This window comes from Blautia schinkii (assembly GCF_013304825.1).
In the GTDB taxonomy this organism is placed as follows: Bacteria; Bacillota; Clostridia; order Lachnospirales; family Lachnospiraceae; genus Blautia_A; species Blautia_A schinkii_B.
The window spans coordinates 114,376-132,467 of record NZ_JAAWUO010000009.1; the positions used below are offsets into that span (position 1 = coordinate 114,376).

Below are 18,092 nucleotides of genomic sequence, written 5' to 3' on the forward strand. Positions count from 1 at the left end.
ATGATTAATGTTATTACAGAATTATCCAAGTATGTGATCCTCACGCTGATGATCGTCTACACCTTTCACTGTTTTTATATGGTGTGGCGTCAGGACGAGGAGGAAAAAAAGGAGTTGCTCCATCAGCAGCTGACCATGATCTTTTTTATAGATTTCACAGCTTTTCTCGTGATCTATCTTAAGAGCATGGATTTCAAGGTCATCCTGTTTTATATTGAGATGATGATCTTTTTTGCGGCAGTTCAGATCCTGTACAGGATTTTTTATGAAGATGCATCGCTGTTGCTTCTGAACAATATGTGCATGCTGCTGAGCGTGGGTTTTATCATGCTCTGCCGTCTGTCGCTTCCTTCTGCAAATAAGCAGCTTCTGATCGTTGCAGCAGGAAGTGCCGTATCACTGGTGATCCCGGTGATGATCCGGAAGATGAAATTTCTCAAGGATCTTACATGGGTTTATGCAGGCGTTGGTGTTGTTCTTCTTGCAGCAGTTCTTGTTCTTGCAAGTACAAGTTATGGAGCCAAGCTTTCCCTTATGGGCATTCAGCCTTCCGAGGTAATCAAGATTACATTCGTATTTTTTATGGCATCCCTGCTCTGCGGAAAAGTGAATTTCCGTAAAGTAGTGCTGGCGACCATTGTAGCAGTGCTTCATGTGGGTATCCTGGTTCTTTCCAGAGATCTTGGAAGTGCAGTGATCTTTTTTGTCACCTATCTTGTACTGATCTATGTATCTACCAGAAATCCGGGATATATGTTTCTGGGGCTTGGCGGCGGATGTGTGGGTGCAGTGATCGCCTATCATCTTTTTGGCCATGTACGCCAGAGAGTCAGTGCATGGAGAGATCCTATGGCTGTTTATCAGAATGAGGGCTATCAGATCGTGCAGTCGCTGTTTGCCATCGGAACCGGCGGCTGGTTTGGAATGGGACTCTGCCAGGGTTCACCTGAGAAGATCCCTGTTGTAAAAAATGACTTTATATTCAGCGCGATCTGTGAGGAAATGGGAGGTATTTTTGCCATCTGCCTGATTCTGGTGTGTACCAGCTTTTTCCTTATGATCGTTACCATTGCATTGAAGATCCGCAACCCGTTTTATAAGCTGATCGCTCTGGGACTTGGAACAGAATATGCGTTCCAGGTATTCCTGACTATCGGCGGAGTGACCAAGTTTATTCCGATGACAGGTGTTACCCTGCCGCTGGTAAGCTACGGCGGAAGTTCTGTCATGTGCACCATCCTGATGCTGGCTATTATTCAGGGACTGTATATTCTGAGGGAAGATGAGGACGAGGAAATTGAGACGCAGCGAAAAGAAACGATTGAAAGAAGAGGAAAGAGAGCGACGCCTGAGAGAACGGGATATCGCCAGAATCCGTAGAAAAAAGAACAGACCGTTTACCTTTGTATCGGTGTTCTTTATATTGATTTTTGTCAGCCTGATCGGCTATCTTATTTATTTTGATGCAGTAAAAAGCGATGATTTTATCAACAGCCCATATAATACCAGACAGGATACTTTTTCGGATCGTGTTGTCCGTGGAAATATCCAGTCTTCAGATGGGGAAATCCTGGCTCAGACCGATGTGTCAGAGGACGGTACAGAGCAGAGAAATTATCCGTATGCCAATATTTTTGCCCATGCAGTAGGCTATGATACCAATGGCAAGAGCGGGCTGGAATCAGAAGCGAATTTCCAGCTTCTGACGTCTCATTCATTCTTCCTGGAGCAGATGAAAAATGAGTTTTCCGGGAAAAAGAATCAGGGAGATACTGTGATCTCCAGCCTTAATGCAGATCTGCAGACAACAGCCTATAATTCTCTGGGGGACAGAAGAGGAGCTGTTGTTGTGATGGAGCCGTCAACAGGAAGAATCCTTGCAATGGTGAGTAAGCCTGACTTTGATCCGAATACGATTGCTGAGAACTGGGATACGTTGGTAAATGATGAGAGTAACAGCAGCCTTCTGAACCGTGCAACTAATGGCGCATATCCGCCCGGATCTACGTTCAAGATCGTTACAGCTCTTGATTATTTCAGGCAGAAAGGCTCATTGGAGGGATATTCCTATCTCTGCCAGGGAAGCATTACTGTGGATGACCATACGATCCGGTGCTACAATGGGACTGTTCATGGACAGGAAGATTTCTATTCGGCATTTGCCCATTCCTGTAACTGTGCATTTGCGGATATGGGGCTTGGTCTGGGAGGAAGTTCCCTTCGAAGTACAGCGGAAGACCTGCTTTTTAATAAAGCCCTTCCATTGAATTCCTATAAAACAAGTAAATTTACACTGGAAAATAATTCGCCGAATCCACTGGTCATGCAGACTTCTATTGGACAGGGAAATACTCTTGTTTCTCCAATGCATATGGCTATGATCACCAGCGCTATTGCAAATAACGGTGTTCTGATGAAACCGACTATGATCGATAAGATCGTGAATAATTCCGGAGATACTATAAAGGAAACGGAAAAATCTGAATATAAACGTCTGATGACGAACAACGAGGCAAATATTCTTGGAAAACTGATGAAGAATGTGGTAGAGAACGGTACTGCATCTGCACTGAATGGACGCGGCTACACAGTAGCCGGAAAAACAGGTTCTGCAGAGTTTGATGAAAACGGTTCCAGCCATTCCTGGTTTGTGGGATATTCCAATGTAGATGATCCGGATATTGCTATCGCAGTAATTGTAGAAAACGGTGGAACAGGAAGCGAGGCAGCAGTTCCAATTGCAGCAGATGTATTTGATGCATATTATTTCGATTAAATTTAAGAAATTGAAATAGTATCTGTTTCTTGCCCCTTGCCTATCGGACAAAAAAGAGGTATACTGTAACCAGTGCAAAAGACACACGCATTACAGGAGGATTGCAATATGATAGAAGCAACAAGCTGTGGCGGTGTGGTAATTCATCGGGGTAAGATCCTGGCATTGTATAAATCCTACAGGAACCGTTATGAAGGATGGGTGCTTCCCAAAGGAACCGTAGAAAAGGGAGAGACTTATGAGCAGACTGCTTTGCGTGAAGTAAAGGAAGAAGCAGGCGTGAGAGCTTCCATTGTGAAGTATATTGGTAAGAGTCAGTATAATTTCACTGTTCCGGAGGACGTGGTAATGAAAGAGGTACACTGGTATCTCATGATAGCTGATAATTATCATAGCAAGCCCCAGCGTGAGGAATACTTTGTAGATTCCGGATATTATAAGTTTCATGAGATTTATCATCTTCTCCGTTTTTCCAACGAGAAGCATATTGTGGAACAGGCCTATCAGGAATATCTGGAGATGCGAAGTGAAGGCATCTGGGCGAAACAGCAGAAGTATTTTTAGCAACAGGGCAGGGCTGTGTATTTACGCAGCCCTGTTTGACATTAACTGACAGGGAGGTGACTGCAGGATGCTGAAATGGATACGAAATTATTACGTCGGGGAAGACGTTAAGAATCCTGGACGGGCAAGAGCCAGGATTATTGTGGGAAAATTTGTTCCAGGTGTTTATGTGGTCACATTGTCAGATAATCCTGGAAATGTTCTGGAGATCCTTTCTACTGCAGAGTTGATGCAGCGGACTGTCAGGATGATCTGCCCTCCTGTTGTGGGGATCGCCAATGGCAGAGAAGGAGCGATCCGAATGGTGCAGGAGATCGTTGAAGAGGTCTTCAGGGAAACAGGTGATTTGAAAATAAGAGAATATCTGGAGAACAGGTGAACAGATGCTGCATATATTATGGCTGATAATTAAATGGATACTGATCCTTCTGGGGATCCTTGCAGGACTGATCTTGCTGATCCTTCTGTTGCTTCTGTTCTGTCCTGTGCGCTATAAAGGAAAAGCTGCGAAAGAACGGAGTGCAGGAATTAAAGAGGTGGAAGCTTCGGGGGAGGTCAGCTGGCTGTTTCACGGAATTGCCGTGAGAGCTTTTTTCCGAAACGGAAGTCCTGGGATGGAATTTTATATTTTGGGAATTCCGCTCTCGAAATTCAGAGGAGTCTTCCAAAGAAAAAAGAAAAAATCTTCTGCTCATACAGCTGAAAAAAAGGAGAAAAAGAGGGTTCCGTCCGAATTACGGAAACATGAAAACAGCAGGGAAGAACAGAAACAGGAAGTAAAGATTATTGAAGAACCGGATAATGTTCCGATTGAGATTATATCTGCGGATTTTGAAGGTACTGATATAGAGGGTGATTCGAGGAAGGAAGCAACTGAGGGAGTCTGTGAGTTTCAGAATAAAGATAATGAAAACGCAGATAAAACTTCTGAAACAACAGAAAATGAGCAAATTCCGACACAGAAGTCACAGAAATTTGAGAAAATCAGAGAGATAGCGAAAGATGAAGAAAAGGAATTTTCTTCAGAAGAACAGAACTCTCAAAACAAGATCATAAGCTTAATTTCTGAAATAGCGGGAAAAATAAAAAAAGCAGTTCTTGGCATTCTGGCTGCGGTACAAAGCTTTTTGGGAATTCCATCTAAAATATTCCAAAAAATTCAGAATTTCAGATTAACAATCAAAAAATTCTGTGGTAACATTAACTGGTATAAGGAATTTATCGATCATCCCCGTACCAGAGAAGCACTTTCTCTTGTATGGAAAGATGCAAAGAAACTGATACGGCATATCTTTCCTACCAGGATCAAAGGCAGGATCATATTTGGATGTGAAGATCCTTCCGTTACGGGAACCGTGCTGGCAGTTCTTGGCATGACAATTCCTTTTCATAAGAATGCAATAGCAGTGACTCCTCTCTTTGACAGTGAGAATGTTCTGGAGGGAGAGGTCATGCTTAGTGGCCGGATTTACGGAGCGATGCTTCTTAAGACGGCAGCAGAGCTTTATTTCAATAAAAATATTAAATACGTCATCCGCCGATGGAGACATAAGGAGGTAAATCATGGAGAAAGAGAATAATTTCAAGGATACCGTGAATTCATTATTTAAGGGAATGGATGGATTTGTATCTGCCAAGACAGTTGTAGGCGATGCCATTCATGTAGGCGATACCATCATTCTTCCTCTTGTTGATGTATCTTTCGGTGTGGGAGCCGGAGCTTTTGAAGGAGACAAGAAGAACAACGGAGGAGGCGGTCTTGCCGGTAAGATGACACCGTGTGCAGTACTTGTCATCCAGAATGGAACGACTAAGCTTGTAAATGTAAAGAATCAGGATGGACTTACCAAGGTCCTGGATATGGTTCCTGATTTTGTGAATCGATTTGTACCGGGAGCAGGCGGAGATTCTGAGGATGAGACGGAAGAATAGAAGCAGCTGACGGTACTCAGATTGATTTTAAGGCATATACTGTAATAAGTAAATGATAGCAGGCTGACTGAAATGGGAAAGCTAACCGGATTTATGCTGTTTTTTATCGGTGTAGGAATGGTGTTAGGAATACTTATTACTGAGAATTTTATTGTAATCTCCATAGCAGTAGTGTGTCTGCTATGCGGATACCATATGTTTTGCAGATGAACGGGAAGTGTGCGGTATGCAGGCTTCCCGTTTTTTGCAAATAAAAATACAAAAAAACAGCCCCCGCACAATACGGGGGCATACGCTACTACTTACGCTCTTTCAACTTTTCCGGATCTTAAACAAGAAGTACATACATACATTTTCTTTGCTCCGCCGGCAGTTGTTTTTACTCTGACGGATTTAACGTTAGATTTCCACATTTTGTTGGATCTTCTATGGGAATGACTCACATTGTTTCCGAAATGAGCTCCTTTATCGCAGATTGCACATTTAGCCATGAATAGCACCTCCTTTTATCAACAGTCACCATTTTAACAGATGAATTGCTCTTTTGCAAGCAAAAAAAGGAAATTTGTAAAAAATTCTGTAAAGAGGTTTTTTACAGAATAAATTAAGCGTTGTGTTCCAGGCAAAAAAAGGGTATAATGAATCTATATAATTATACTAATTTTAAATGAAACAATGGAGGTACCCATATGAATGGACGTATAAATTCCGGATTGGGCCAGATTGTAATTGATACGGATGTCATTGCAACTTATGCCGGCAGTGTGGCAGTAGAGTGCTTTGGCATTATCGGAATGGCAGCTATCAGCATGAAAGACGGACTGGTTAAACTTTTACGTATTGACAGTCTGAAACATGGAATCAGTGTGAAGATTACAGATGATAACAAGATCCAGCTGAATTTTCATGTTATTGTGGCATATGGCGTGAATATCAGCACCATTGCAGATAATCTTGTCAACAATGTGAAATATAAAGTCGAAGCCTTTACAGGAATGGAGATCGAGAAGATCAACATCATGGTTGAGGGCGTACGTGCAATAGATTAGGTTTAGAGGAGGAACTTGTGGTGAATAACAAAACCATAGATGCTAAAATACTTTCCAGGATGTTTCTGGCCGGAGCCAAGAACCTGGAAGCGAAGAAAGAATGGATCAACGAATTGAATGTGTTTCCCGTACCTGACGGGGATACGGGAACGAACATGACGCTTACCATCATGTCTGCCGCTTCCGAGGTAGGAGCTCTTGAGAATCCGGATATGGAGACTCTGGCGAAAGCAATTTCTTCCGGTTCTCTTCGTGGTGCCAGAGGTAACTCAGGTGTTATCCTGTCACAGCTGCTTCGAGGCTTTACAAGAGGAGTACGTAAGCTGACAGATCTGGATGCCCCAGCCATTGCCGCAGCTATGGAACGAGGTGTTGAGACTGCATACAAGGCAGTTATGAAGCCGAAGGAAGGAACCATCCTGACTGTAGCCAGAGCTGCAGCAGATAAAGCTATCGAGCTTGCCGATGGGGCAGAGGATCTGAATTCATTCTTTGACGGAATCTTCCAGCATGCCGAAGAGACACTTGCAAGAACGCCGGAGATGCTTCCGGTACTGAAAGAGGCAGGTGTTGTAGATTCAGGCGGTCAGGGACTTCTGGAAGTATTCCGCGGAGCTATTGACGGATATCACGGAAAGGAAGTAGATTACTCCCAGTTTGAGGCATCAGCTGCTCCCAAAATTACTAAGATTTCTCCGCAGGCAGAGGCAGATATCAAGTTTGGTTACTGTACAGAGTTTATCATTCTTCTCGAGAAAACACTTCCGCAGGAAGAAATTACCCGTTTCCGTGAATTTCTTGATTCCATTGGTGATTCCATCGTACTGGTAGCAGATGACGAGATCGTTAAAGTACACGTACACACCAATCATCCTGGACAGGCATTCGAGCGGGCACTCACATACGGACAGCTTTCCCGAATGAAGATCGACAACATGCGTGAAGAGCACCAGGAGAAGCTGATCAAAGATGCGGAGAAGCTTGCCAGAGAGCAGGCTGAGAAGGAGAAAGAGCCGCCGAAGGATTACGGATTTATTTCCGTATCTGTAGGAGAGGGTCTTTCCGGAATTTTCCGTGAGCTTGGTGTAGATTATCTGATCGAGGGCGGCCAGACCATGAATCCAAGTACAGAGGACATGCTTAATGCTATTGATAAAGTAAATGCAAAAACAATTTATATTTTCCCGAATAATAAGAATATTATCCTTGCAGCTAACCAGGCGAGAGACCTTACAGAGGATAAAGAGATCATTGTAGTGCCGACCAAAACTATTCCTCAGGGAATTTCCGCTATGATCAGTTTTGTTCCGGAGAAAGGCGGCGAGGAGAATCTTGCTTCCATGACAGATGCGATCTCCAGAGTAAAGACAGGCCAGGTTACTTATGCGGTTCGTGATACACGTATTGACGACAAGGAGATCCATGAGGGAGATATCATGGGAATCGGTGATGCAGGTATCCTTGCAGTAGGAAAAGAACGTCTCCAGGTAGCTGAGGAGATGGTAGCAGAGATGATTGATGAGGAATCTGAGATCATCAGTGTATATTATGGTGAGGATGTATCTGAAGAAGATGCAGAAGCTCTTTCCGATGCGCTTACTGAGAAGTATCCGGAGTGCGAGGTTGAGCTGAACCAGGGTGGACAGCCGATTTACTACTATCTGATTTCCGTAGAATAAGAGTAAAAAAATGAATGATAAGACACCTTTACGTGAATTAAAAGGTGTGGGTGAAAAAACAGAGAAGCTTTTCCAGAAGATCGGGATCACGACTGCGGATGAGCTTCTCCGTTATTATCCGCGCACTTATGATGTATATGAGGAACCTGTGGAGATCGCATCTGCCGAGGAGGAGAAAACAGTCTCTATCCGCGTCACTGTAGCCACCAGTATTTATATTAACCAGGTAAGAAATCTTCAGATCCTGACAACAACTGTGGCAGATGCTAGCGGCAGATTACCGGTTGCCTGGTTCAATGCACCTTATTTAAAAGGGACGATTAAAAAAGGCAGTGTATTCATCCTTCGTGGAAAGATCACCAGAAAAAAAGGCCGTCCCCAGATGGAACATCCGGAGATTTTTACCCCTGCAGCATATGCGGAGATCGTTCACAGCATGCAGCCTGTATACGGCTTGACCAAAGGCCTTTCCAACAAAGCAATCACCAAGCTGGTACATCAGGTTCTGGATACAAGACCTCTTCATGGAGAATATCTGCCGGAGGAACTACGGGAACGATATCAGCTTGCAGATGCTAATTATGCGATTCGGACTATTCATTTTCCTAAAAATATGCAGGAGCTTCTTACAGCCAGGAAGCGCCTGGTATTTGATGAATTTCTTCTGTTTGTACTGGCAGTGCAGCTGCTGAAAGAAAAAACAGAAGAAGCTTCCAATACTTTTCCAATGAAACCGGTGTGGACAACAGAAGAGATCATAGAAGGACTTCCCTATGATCTGACCGGAGCCCAGAAGAATGTATGGCATGAGATCGAGATGGATCTGAGCGGCCATAAACTGATGTCCAGGCTTGTGCAGGGAGATGTTGGAAGTGGTAAGACCGTGATTGCATTTTTATCCATGGTACTTTCGGCAGAGAACGGATTTCAGAGTGCGCTGATGGTGCCTACGGAGGTTCTGGCCAATCAGCATTATGAAGGCTTTCTGAAACTGATGGAAGAACAGAATCTCACTTCCTGCCATCCGGTGCTTCTGACAGGTTCTACCACAGCCAGGCAGAAACGTGAAATCTATCAGAAAATCGCATCCGGAGAGGTGAATGTGATCATAGGAACCCATGCTCTGATTCAGGAAAAAGTGGAATATAAGAATCTTGGCCTTGTGATCACAGATGAGCAGCACAGGTTCGGTGTTCGCCAGAGGGAAGCACTGACAACAAGAGGAAATCCACCGCACGTTCTTGTTATGAGCGCAACGCCTATTCCCAGGACACTGGCGATCATTTTGTACGGAGATCTGGATATTTCCATTATTGATGAGCTCCCTGCAAAAAGGCTTCCTATTAAGAACTGCGTGGTAGGAACGGCCTATCGCCCCAAGGCTTATTCTTTTATCGAAAAACAGGTGCAGATGGGAAGACAGGCTTATGTGATCTGCCCAATGGTGGAAGAAAGCGAAGGACTGGATGCAGAGAATGTCACAGATTATGCCAGAAAGCTTCAGGAAGTTCTGCCTGACGAGATCAGAGTAGAGATCCTTCACGGCAAAATGAAGCCAAAAGAAAAGAACAGGATCATGGAGGCCTTTGCTTCCGGAGAAATCCAGGTGCTGGTATCTACAACAGTTGTGGAGGTTGGAGTCAATGTCCCCAATGCAACAGTTATGATGGTGGAGAATGCAGAACGTTTCGGTCTGGCTCAGCTTCACCAGCTCCGCGGCCGTGTAGGGCGTGGGGAATACCAGTCTTACTGCATTTTTATCCAGGGAAATAATGAGGAAGATACTTCCAAACGTTTGAAGATCCTCAATGAATCCAATGACGGATTTTATATAGCTGGAGAAGACCTGAAGCTCCGTGGGCCGGGAGATCTTTTTGGCATCCGTCAGAGCGGACTGATGGAATTTAAGATCGGAGATATATACAATGATGCGGGGATCCTGAAGAATGCAAGTGAGGCAGCCGGTGAGATCCTGGCACTGGATTTTGACCTTCGCCTGCCCCAGCATGAGGCTTTAAAAGAGCGGCTTAAGGGGTATATGAGCGAAGATCTGGAAAATCTGGGGATCTGATTGGATGGAGCAAAGCGAAGAATCAGAACTTCGTTTTAGTATAAAAAGAAAAAGGGAGAAAACAGGATGAGGAGAAAAATGATCAAAAAACTTCTGTGTGTCGTTTTATCAGGGTCTATGATCTTTGGCAATGCAGGGATAACCATGGCTTCAGAGACAGAACCGGAAACAGTCCAGGAAAATGTAAATGAGGAGACTGACAGTCCAGAGGAAAGTTTTTCTGAGGAAGATATTTTTGAAGATGGAATCTCAGCAGACGATGAAGCAGCAGAATTACCTGATAGCACAGAACAGGAATTAGAAGAAGAGCCGGAAGAGGCGGATAATATAGAAATTTCGGAGGACACTGAAAATCTTTCGGAAGAACCGGAAACAGAAGAAATGGCAGAAAGTGATGACTTTTCTGATGGAGAAGAAGATGCTGTAAGTGCTTCCGCAAGCATGATGGATGGAGGAATCACCGGAGATATTGCCTGGTCAATTGATACATCCGGATGTCTTACATTAAAAGGAAACGGCGACTATGATACCTCAGATTATTATATGGATGCAGAAAGAGGCTGGAGTAAATGGCAGAATGATATTAAAACAGCCATAGTTGAAATTTCCGGAATCACAAAGACAAGAGCTATGTTTATGGGATGCAGGAATCTTACCAGGATCACTTTTAAAAAATGTGATTTCAGTAAGGTGACAGACATGGCCTTTATGTTCTCAGAATGTGAAAGCCTTACACAGCTGGATACTAGTTCATTGAAAACCGGAAATGTATCTCATATGCAGGGAATGTTCCGAAATTGCAGTAAATTAAAAACTCTGGATGTCAGTAAATTTGATACTTCAAAAGTTAACGATATGAATAGCATGTTTTTAGGCTGTGAAAGCCTTACACAGCTGAATGTCCGGAATTTTAATACTTCCAGAGTGACAAGGATGAGCGGAATGTTCTGTGAATGTCGGAATCTTAAACAGCTGGACGTCAGTAGATTTAATACAGCGAATGTTACGACTATGGAGGAGATGTTTTATTGCTGCGAAAGCCTTACACAATTAAATATCAGTAATTTCAATACAGCAAATGTTGTATATATGAACGGTATGTTCGAAAGGTGCGAAGGCCTTACACAGTTAAATGTACGAAACTTTAATACATCGAATGTAGAAGATATGGGCAAAATGTTCTGTAATATGAGCATGCTCAAGTCTCTGGATCTGAGTAGTTTCAATACTTCTAATGTACAGAATATGTATTTCATGTTTTATGGAGATGAGTCTTTAACAAGCCTCAATATAAAAAATTTTGATACATCCAAGGTAGTAGATATGAATTCCATGTTTGGCGAGCTTGAAAAAATAACTTCTCTGGATGTTTCCGGATTTAACACATCAAAAGTAAAATCTATGGAAGGAATGTTTTCGCACTGTTATGCGTTAAAAGCGGTAGACGTGAGCCATTTCAATACTTCTGAAGTGGTAAAGATGGGATATATGTTTAATTCCTGCAGCAGCCTGGAATCTCTAAACCTCAGTAAGTTTAATACATCCAGCGTCAATGATGCAAGATGTATGCTGTACTATATGGATGATCTTAAAACACTGAAAACGATTCCGAACCTGAAGTGCTCTATAGAACTTCCATTTACCATGTCAGATAGCTCGGGCAAAAAATATACGACCATGCCAACGAACAGTAAAAGTATCACTTTAAAGGCAGCTGCTTCAAAACCAGTAGTTAGAAAGAGCATCAAAAGGGCAAAGGTAACTGTAAAAACCGCAACTTACAATGGAAGTCCGCAGAAGCCAGGTGTAACTGTTAAACTTGGAAATACAACATTAAAAAGCGGCACAGATTATACAGTAACTTATTCTAATAATACAAAAACGGGAACAAAAGCTGTTGCAAAAATCACAGGAAAGGGAAGCTACAAAGATTCTGTTTCTAAATATTTTACCATCAAAGCATGCAGTCTTGACGGTAAAGTTCAAGTTAATTTGAAGACAACGATTTACACCTGGGATGGACAGGCAAAAACTCCCGCATTTTCTATTTATATGCCGAAAGCCAATGCGGCCGGAATGATCTCATTACAGAATAAAAAAGATTATACATATAAATATCTTAATAATAAAGAACCTGGAACAGCAACCTTACAGATCACAGGAAAAGGCAATTTTACAGGTACAAAAAAAATAACTTATAAGATCAGCAAAGCAAAACAGCCGGTAAAAGTTACACCAGGAAGTATTACAAAACTTTATACAGACAAAGGCAAATCCTACAAAATCAGTGTTTCAGGAAAAAAAGAATTTGCAAAAGTGACATATGCAACCACTAATGCAAAAATTGCATCTGTAAAAAATAGCAAGATTATGCTTAATGGAGAGGGAGCGGCAACAGTTACTGTAAAAGTTGCGGCGACCAAACATTATCAGGCACAGAATATTGCAATTAAGATTAATGTGCTGAAAAGACAGAATATTACCACTACTGTAAAGAATGGGGCAAAAATAGCGTATTCCACTACAATGAAATCTCTTGGTGCCAAAGTTCCTTCAGAAGGTGGGAAGCTTACTTATAAGTCCTTAGATACCAGTATTGTTTCTGTGGATTCTAAAGGTAATTTGAACTTTAAAAAGGCAAAGAAGCTTGGAAAAGTTACAATCCAGATCACTGCAGCGAAATCTTCTTCCTATGCTCCGGCAACCAGGAAACTGACGATCACTACGGTAAAAGGAACTCCATCTGTCAGCTGTGTACAGCAGCAGGAACGTAAGATCTATGATGGAGCATTCAATCTCGGAGCAAAAGCAGATCAGAATGCAACATTGGTTTATTCCAGCAGCAACAGTGCTATTGCATCGGTAGCTTCTGATGGAACGGTTACTTTGAAGGAATGGCAAGAAAACGATATTCAGAGAGAAGTGCAGATCACAGTTACTACAAAAAGTACAACGTTTTATAATGCAGCGAAGCCGGTAATTGTTAATCTTACTGTTATCAAAAAGAAAAATCTGCAGCAGAGAATTGAAGATGAAAAAATCAAATTTCCTGATGGGAAATTTTGGAACCATGTTGTAAACAGTTATTCAGATCTGACAGATAATCTGGACAGCAGCGGAGCTCCTGAAAGATTTCAGGATACGATCAGTGATGTTCCGTGTAAACATCACGGAACTCAGAGCGGAATTGATCCGATACCAGGTAATGGCGAATATGATTGCAATAAGTTTGACGGGGCTATCCAGTGTGATGGTTTTGCAAGAAAAGTATTCTATGATATCTGGGAAGGGCAGAGAGTATCAGGTCTTCAGAAAATATATGATAATAATGTTCAGGTAGGCGACTATGTGCGCATCAATAATGATGGACATTCTGCTATTGTTACAGAAGTTTACAGTGATTCATTTAAAGTGATAGAGTGTAATCTGGATGGGGACGGACGTCATCATAATTGTCTGCTTCGTCATAACTGGACATATAGTAAAAGCAGTGTAACTTATCGTGTACATGCTGTAAATTACAGCCTTAACTAAAGGACTTTCGAAACTTTTCTTTACAAAACTTCCAAATCGTAGTATTGTATTGCATGAGAAAAGATTAACAAATCCCTTGTAAGGAGGCTATAAACATGGCTAGAACAAAGAAAGCTGCAACTAAGACAACTGTAAAAACGGCTTCAGTAAGCGAGACTCCTGCAAAATCTGTAGTAACCGCATCCGAAGAGAAAGCCGTTAAGGCTGAGACACCGAAGACAGACGATGCAAAAGCTTCTGTAGAGACAAAAGCAGCTGAGAAAACAGCAGAGAAGAAGGCAGCAGAGGTAAAGGCAGAAGAGCCGGTTAAGAAAACAGCTGCTAAAAAGACAACAACAAGAAAAACAGCTGCTAAGACAACAACCAAGACAGCTGCTAAGACAACCGCAGCCAAAACAACAAGAAAGACAACAGCTAAGAAAACTGAGCCAGTTACAGAAGTATATGTTCAGTACTGGGGCAAGGAAATACATACTTCCGAGGTTGCAGATAGAATTAAAAAGATTTGGACAGAGGATATGGGCAAGAAAGCTTCTGATCTGAAGGATCTTAAGATCTATATCAAACCGGAAGACAATGGAGCTCATTACGTGATCAACGGAGATGTTACAGGTTTTATCGGACTGTAAACAGAGCTTTTACCAAACAGTAGATTAAAGAGTATATTAAACAGCCTGCTATAGAGTTGAACTATAGCAGGCTATTTCTTTTGTGTATTTGACCAATGAAAAAGAGCGTGATATGATTCATTTAACCAATAAACATACTAAACAGATAGGGAATTAATAGAATGAAACAGATATTATGCTTTGGAGATTCCAATACATGGGGCTATGACGGAGAGAGCAGGAAGAGACTTCCTTGGGGAGTCCGCTGGACAAGCCTTCTCCAGGAAAAACTGAATAAAGAAGAATATCGTGTGATCGAGGAAGGACTGTGCGGAAGAACAACGGTTTTTGAAGATCCGCTCCGCGACGGAAGAAAGGGGACAGCACTTCTTCCTACGCTTCTTGAAACACATGCCCAGGTGGATGTGATCACTCTGATGCTGGGAACTAATGACTGCAAAACGGTTTTCGGAGCATCAGCAGATGTAATCGGAAAGGGAATCACAAGACTGCTGGATCAGATTCAGGAATACGCACCAAAAGCGAAAATCCTTCTTATATCTCCTATTTATCTTGGGGAAAAAGTATGGCAGGTAGGATACGACCAGGAATTTTCCAGAGAATCTGTAACCGTTTCCAGGGATTTGCAGTCCGTTTACGAAAAGATCGCAGCTGTACGTCACATCAGTTTTCTTCCGGCGGCACCCTATGTACATTGCTGTGATGCAGATCAGGAACATCTGAATGCAGCAGGACATAAAGAATTTGCAGAGGTCGTATACCGGAAAGTACAGGAATTGCTGTAAAGGTATTTGTATTTACAAAAAGTAAAAAAGATGTTGTCCGACAGTTTTTTACATCTGTCAGACAGCATCTTTTTTTGCATAAGTTCCGATCAACTCAGCATGGCAATGGATTTACCTGTGATACCTATTTAGTACTGCTGGCCGCTCTGGGATCTGCCGGACATCTGACGCTCCTGCGCCTCGATCATTTTTTTGACCATATATCCACCTACGGATCCGTTCTGTTTGGAAGTCAGGTTTCCATTGTATCCGTCTGTAAGCGGAACACCCAGCTCGTTTGCTACCTCATATTTGAAACGGTCAAGTGCGCCCTTTGCTTCCGGTACAACTGCTTTGTTAGAAGAAGTGTTACTTGGCATAATTCATTTCCTCCTTGGTTGTTGTTTGTTTTGATGTTACATTGCTAGTATATGAAATCCGTAAAATAATACACTGGCAGTTAAAGGAAATAAAAAATATAAAAAACCGAATGTATGGTTGCTTTTTTACCGGGACAGAAGTTATAATAATTTCTGCACGGCATATAATATCTGTCAGACAAAAAATAAGGGGGTTCCTGTGAAAAAGAAGCGTTATCCTACATATAAACGAAAATATAAACGAAAAAAGCAGCTAATGAAAAAAGTTTTTACAGCTATTATCCTGTGCATTGTACTTGCAGTATGTAATGGCTGGATGCCGCCGCGGAGCCTGAAAGAAGTAAAAGATCAGAGCCAGATCTTTGGCCAGACGTTTCTTGCATATATAGGAGAAAACGCTGAAATCCTCTGGGAAGATGCTTCGGAATCCGTTTCTGATGCAGTAACAGGATTGCTGGAACAAGCCCAGTCAGTGAAGGAAAAACAGTCAGGATCTGTCTCCCTGGATCAGCTGCCGGAATACAGCGGCAGTCCATATGCAGAAATTGATGGAAATGTTCCTTCTTTTTCTGAAGAAAAGAAAAACGGACCTGCGTATGAGTTCTACAGTGAACTGGATTCCCTAGGACGCTGCGGCTATGCAGAATCCAAGATCACAACGGAACTGATGCCTGCAGAAGAGCGGGGTGCTATCGGAATGGTGAAGCCTGCAGGATGGCACACTGTAAAATATGATAATGTAGATGGCAGGTATCTGTACAACCGCTGTCATCTCATCGGATATCAGCTCACAGGTGAGAATGCAAATAAAAAAAATCTTATCACAGGAACCAGATATCTTAATGTTACCGGCATGCTGCCTTTTGAAAATGAGGTGGCAGATTATGTACATAGCACCGGAAATCCATGTATGTACCGTGTAACACCTGTTTTTCAGGGAGATGACCTGGTAGCCAGAGGTGTGGAGATGGAAGCTGAATCTGTAAAAGACCAGACGATATCTTTTCATGTCTTTGTATACAACGTACAGCCCGGAATTGGCATTGATTACAATACCGGAAACAGCTGGGAAGAATAGGATGTTACTGTCGCTTCGTGACCAGTAACAATAAAATATTAATTTTTCATGAATTTGTATGAATTAAATTGCACTTTTTTGGGCGATATGCTAAAATCAGATACAGAGTTATAGGATTTTACCTATATACGCGGAGAGAAAAGGATATAAACCGAGGGCAGAATGGAGAGGTGAATTATGAATTTAGGCATTATTGCACATAACAGTAAGAAAGTTCTGATTGAAGACTTCTGTATTGCATATAAGAATATCCTTGCCAAGCACGAAGTATATGCAACCGGAACTACAGGAAGAAGGATCGAGGAGGCCACCAGCCTTCACGTTCATAAGTTTCTTGCCGGAAGTATCGGCGGAGACAAGCAGTTTATGGAGATGGTAGAGAGACAGGATCTGGATATGGTCATCCTGTTTTACAATCCGGTCATGATGGATCCGGCAGAACCGGACATTATGAGCATCGTCAAGCGCTGCGACCAGTATAATATTCCGGTTGCCACAAATATTGCAACTGCGGAGCTGCTGATCCTTGGACTGGCCCGCGGTGATCTGGATTGGAGATTAAATCTGAAATGAGAGTAATAGCAGGAAAAGCACGTAGATTAAACCTAAAGACAATTCCCGGAAATGATACAAGACCTACAACAGACCGTATTAAGGAAACTCTGTTTAACATTCTCCAGCCTGAAATACCGGGCTGCAGGTTCCTGGATCTGTTTTCCGGAAGCGGAGCGATTGGTATCGAAGCACTGAGCCGTGGAGCGGACTACGCAGTGTTTGTAGAGAAGAATCCCAAGGCATGTGCCTGCATCCGCGAAAATCTTTCATTTACAAAACTTGCAGAAGGTGGTAAACTGCTGAACATGGATGTACTGCAGGCCCTGCGCTCGCTGGAGGGCGGAGAACCTTTTGACTGTATTTTTATGGATGCACCTTACGAACAGCATCTGGAACAGCCTGTTTTGGAATATCTGGCAGACAGTACACTGGCAGATAAGAACACGCTTATTGTTATAGAAGAGGAGCTTCACACCGATTTCTCCTATGTAGAGGAATTTGGCTATCATCTGATCCGCTCCAAGGAATATAAGACAAATAAGCATGTTTTCCTAAAAAAATGAAAGAGAGACAGACATATGATAACAGCAGTATACCCGGGAAGCTTTGACCCGGCAACTTATGGACATCTTGACGTTATCAGACGGGCAAGCGTTTCTTTTGACCGGGTTATCGTAGGAGTTTTATATAATTCTGCAAAAACTCCGTTGTTTTCTGTGGAAGAACGTGTTAAGATACTAACAAAGGCGACAAAAGATATCCCGAATGTGGAGGTGAAAGCATTCGAAGGTCTGTCAGTGAACTTTGCCAGGGAGAACAATGCCCAGGTGATCGTTCGCGGACTTCGTGCTGTCACGGATTTTGAATACGAGCTTCAGATGGCGCAGACTAACCGTGTTCTTGCGCCGGATGTAGATACTGTTTTTCTCACAACGAGTCTGGAATATGCATACTTAAGCTCCACGATCATGAAGGAAGTTGCAAATTTCGGAGGAGACCTGAGCAAATTTGCTCCCCGTGAGATTACAGAAGCAGTTGAAGAAAAATTGAAAAAAAGAGAAACTGAGAAATAAGGAGAGTG

Annotated in this window: 17 protein-coding genes and 1 pseudogene; 16 read left to right on the forward strand and 2 right to left on the reverse strand. The window is 42.5% G+C overall.

What is annotated here, in order from left to right:
- The 6 genes from HFM85_RS08570 (at position 1) to HFM85_RS08595 (ending at position 5,272) form a co-directional block, all read left to right on the forward strand.
- A complete protein-coding gene (locus HFM85_RS08570) occupies positions 1 to 1,380 on the forward strand; it encodes an FtsW/RodA/SpoVE family cell cycle protein (protein WP_173737822.1) in 1,380 nt (459 codons plus the stop codon).
- A complete protein-coding gene (locus HFM85_RS08575; RefSeq protein ID WP_173737823.1) occupies positions 1,283 to 2,776 on the forward strand; it encodes a peptidoglycan D,D-transpeptidase FtsI family protein in 1,494 nt (497 codons plus the stop codon). The genes HFM85_RS08570 and HFM85_RS08575 overlap by 98 nt, the downstream gene beginning before the upstream one ends.
- A 108-nt stretch (positions 2,777 to 2,884) precedes the next feature.
- Positions 2,885 to 3,340, forward strand: coding sequence for an NUDIX hydrolase (locus HFM85_RS08580; protein ID WP_173737824.1), 456 nt, complete (start codon positions 2,885 to 2,887; stop codon positions 3,338 to 3,340).
- A gap of 67 nt (positions 3,341 to 3,407) precedes the next feature.
- Positions 3,408 to 3,719: a hypothetical protein gene (locus tag HFM85_RS08585; RefSeq protein WP_173737825.1), complete on the forward strand. Its 312-nt coding sequence runs from the start codon at positions 3,408 to 3,410 to the stop codon at positions 3,717 to 3,719.
- A 4-nt stretch (positions 3,720 to 3,723) separates the two neighbouring features.
- The gene (locus tag HFM85_RS08590) at positions 3,724 to 4,920 is read left to right on the forward strand and encodes a DUF2953 domain-containing protein (RefSeq protein ID WP_243873843.1); all 1,197 of its coding nucleotides are present in this window, start codon (positions 3,724 to 3,726) and stop codon (positions 4,918 to 4,920) included.
- A complete protein-coding gene (locus HFM85_RS08595) occupies positions 4,904 to 5,272 on the forward strand; it encodes a GerW family sporulation protein (protein ID WP_119239988.1) in 369 nt (122 codons plus the stop codon). Before HFM85_RS08590 ends, HFM85_RS08595 begins: the two co-directional genes overlap by 17 nt.
- 302 nt (positions 5,273 to 5,574) lie before the next feature.
- On the opposite strand, the gene rpmB is transcribed toward HFM85_RS08595, so the two are convergent.
- Positions 5,575 to 5,763: a 50S ribosomal protein L28 gene (gene rpmB / locus HFM85_RS08600; RefSeq protein WP_015524898.1), complete on the reverse strand. Its 189-nt coding sequence runs from the start codon at positions 5,761 to 5,763 to the stop codon at positions 5,575 to 5,577.
- A gap of 198 nt (positions 5,764 to 5,961) precedes the next feature.
- On the opposite strand from rpmB, the gene HFM85_RS08605 reads away from it, so the two are divergent.
- From HFM85_RS08605 to HFM85_RS08630, 6 genes are all read left to right on the forward strand, one after another.
- The gene (locus HFM85_RS08605) at positions 5,962 to 6,321 is read left to right on the forward strand and encodes an Asp23/Gls24 family envelope stress response protein (RefSeq protein ID WP_119239989.1); all 360 of its coding nucleotides are present in this window, start codon (positions 5,962 to 5,964) and stop codon (positions 6,319 to 6,321) included.
- Between the two features lie 59 nt (positions 6,322 to 6,380).
- The gene (locus HFM85_RS08610; protein ID WP_179976579.1) at positions 6,381 to 8,000 is read left to right on the forward strand and encodes a DAK2 domain-containing protein; all 1,620 of its coding nucleotides are present in this window, start codon (positions 6,381 to 6,383) and stop codon (positions 7,998 to 8,000) included.
- 10 nt (positions 8,001 to 8,010) lie between these two features.
- Complete coding sequence (gene recG / locus HFM85_RS08615; RefSeq protein ID WP_173737826.1) at positions 8,011 to 10,071, forward strand: ATP-dependent DNA helicase RecG; 2,061 nt, start codon at positions 8,011 to 8,013, stop codon at positions 10,069 to 10,071.
- A 78-nt stretch (positions 10,072 to 10,149) separates the two neighbouring features.
- The gene (locus HFM85_RS08620) at positions 10,150 to 13,605 is read left to right on the forward strand and encodes a BspA family leucine-rich repeat surface protein (protein WP_173737827.1); all 3,456 of its coding nucleotides are present in this window, start codon (positions 10,150 to 10,152) and stop codon (positions 13,603 to 13,605) included.
- A 95-nt stretch (positions 13,606 to 13,700) separates the two neighbouring features.
- Positions 13,701 to 14,234: a DUF6465 family protein gene (locus HFM85_RS08625; RefSeq protein ID WP_173737828.1), complete on the forward strand. Its 534-nt coding sequence runs from the start codon at positions 13,701 to 13,703 to the stop codon at positions 14,232 to 14,234.
- Positions 14,235 to 14,395: 161 nt separating this feature from the next.
- Positions 14,396 to 15,019, forward strand: a complete 624-nt coding sequence (locus HFM85_RS08630; RefSeq protein WP_173737829.1) for a GDSL-type esterase/lipase family protein — start codon at positions 14,396 to 14,398, stop codon at positions 15,017 to 15,019.
- A gap of 128 nt (positions 15,020 to 15,147) precedes the next feature.
- Here the strand turns inward: HFM85_RS08630 and HFM85_RS08635 are convergent, their stop codons facing one another.
- Entirely contained in the window at positions 15,148 to 15,378 is a 231-nt protein-coding gene (locus HFM85_RS08635) for an alpha/beta-type small acid-soluble spore protein (protein ID WP_173737830.1), read from the reverse strand.
- Between the two features lie 403 nt (positions 15,379 to 15,781).
- On the opposite strand from HFM85_RS08635, the pseudogene HFM85_RS08640 reads away from it, so the two are divergent.
- The 4 genes and pseudogenes from HFM85_RS08640 to coaD all read left to right on the forward strand — a co-directional run.
- Positions 15,782 to 16,450, forward strand: a pseudogene (locus HFM85_RS08640) (DNA/RNA non-specific endonuclease); the annotation flags it as partial.
- A gap of 183 nt (positions 16,451 to 16,633) precedes the next feature.
- Positions 16,634 to 17,029, forward strand: a complete 396-nt coding sequence (locus HFM85_RS08645; protein ID WP_021976563.1) for a methylglyoxal synthase — start codon at positions 16,634 to 16,636, stop codon at positions 17,027 to 17,029.
- Positions 17,026 to 17,574 (forward strand): 16S rRNA (guanine(966)-N(2))-methyltransferase RsmD, encoded by a 549-nt coding sequence (gene rsmD / locus HFM85_RS08650; RefSeq protein ID WP_173737831.1) that lies wholly within the window; start codon positions 17,026 to 17,028, stop codon positions 17,572 to 17,574. The genes HFM85_RS08645 and rsmD overlap by 4 nt, the downstream gene beginning before the upstream one ends.
- 15 nt (positions 17,575 to 17,589) lie before the next feature.
- On the forward strand, positions 17,590 to 18,084 hold the full coding sequence (coaD, locus tag HFM85_RS08655; RefSeq protein ID WP_173737832.1) for a pantetheine-phosphate adenylyltransferase: 495 nt from the start codon (positions 17,590 to 17,592) through the stop codon (positions 18,082 to 18,084).
- The last annotated feature ends 8 nt before the right edge of the window (positions 18,085 to 18,092 follow it).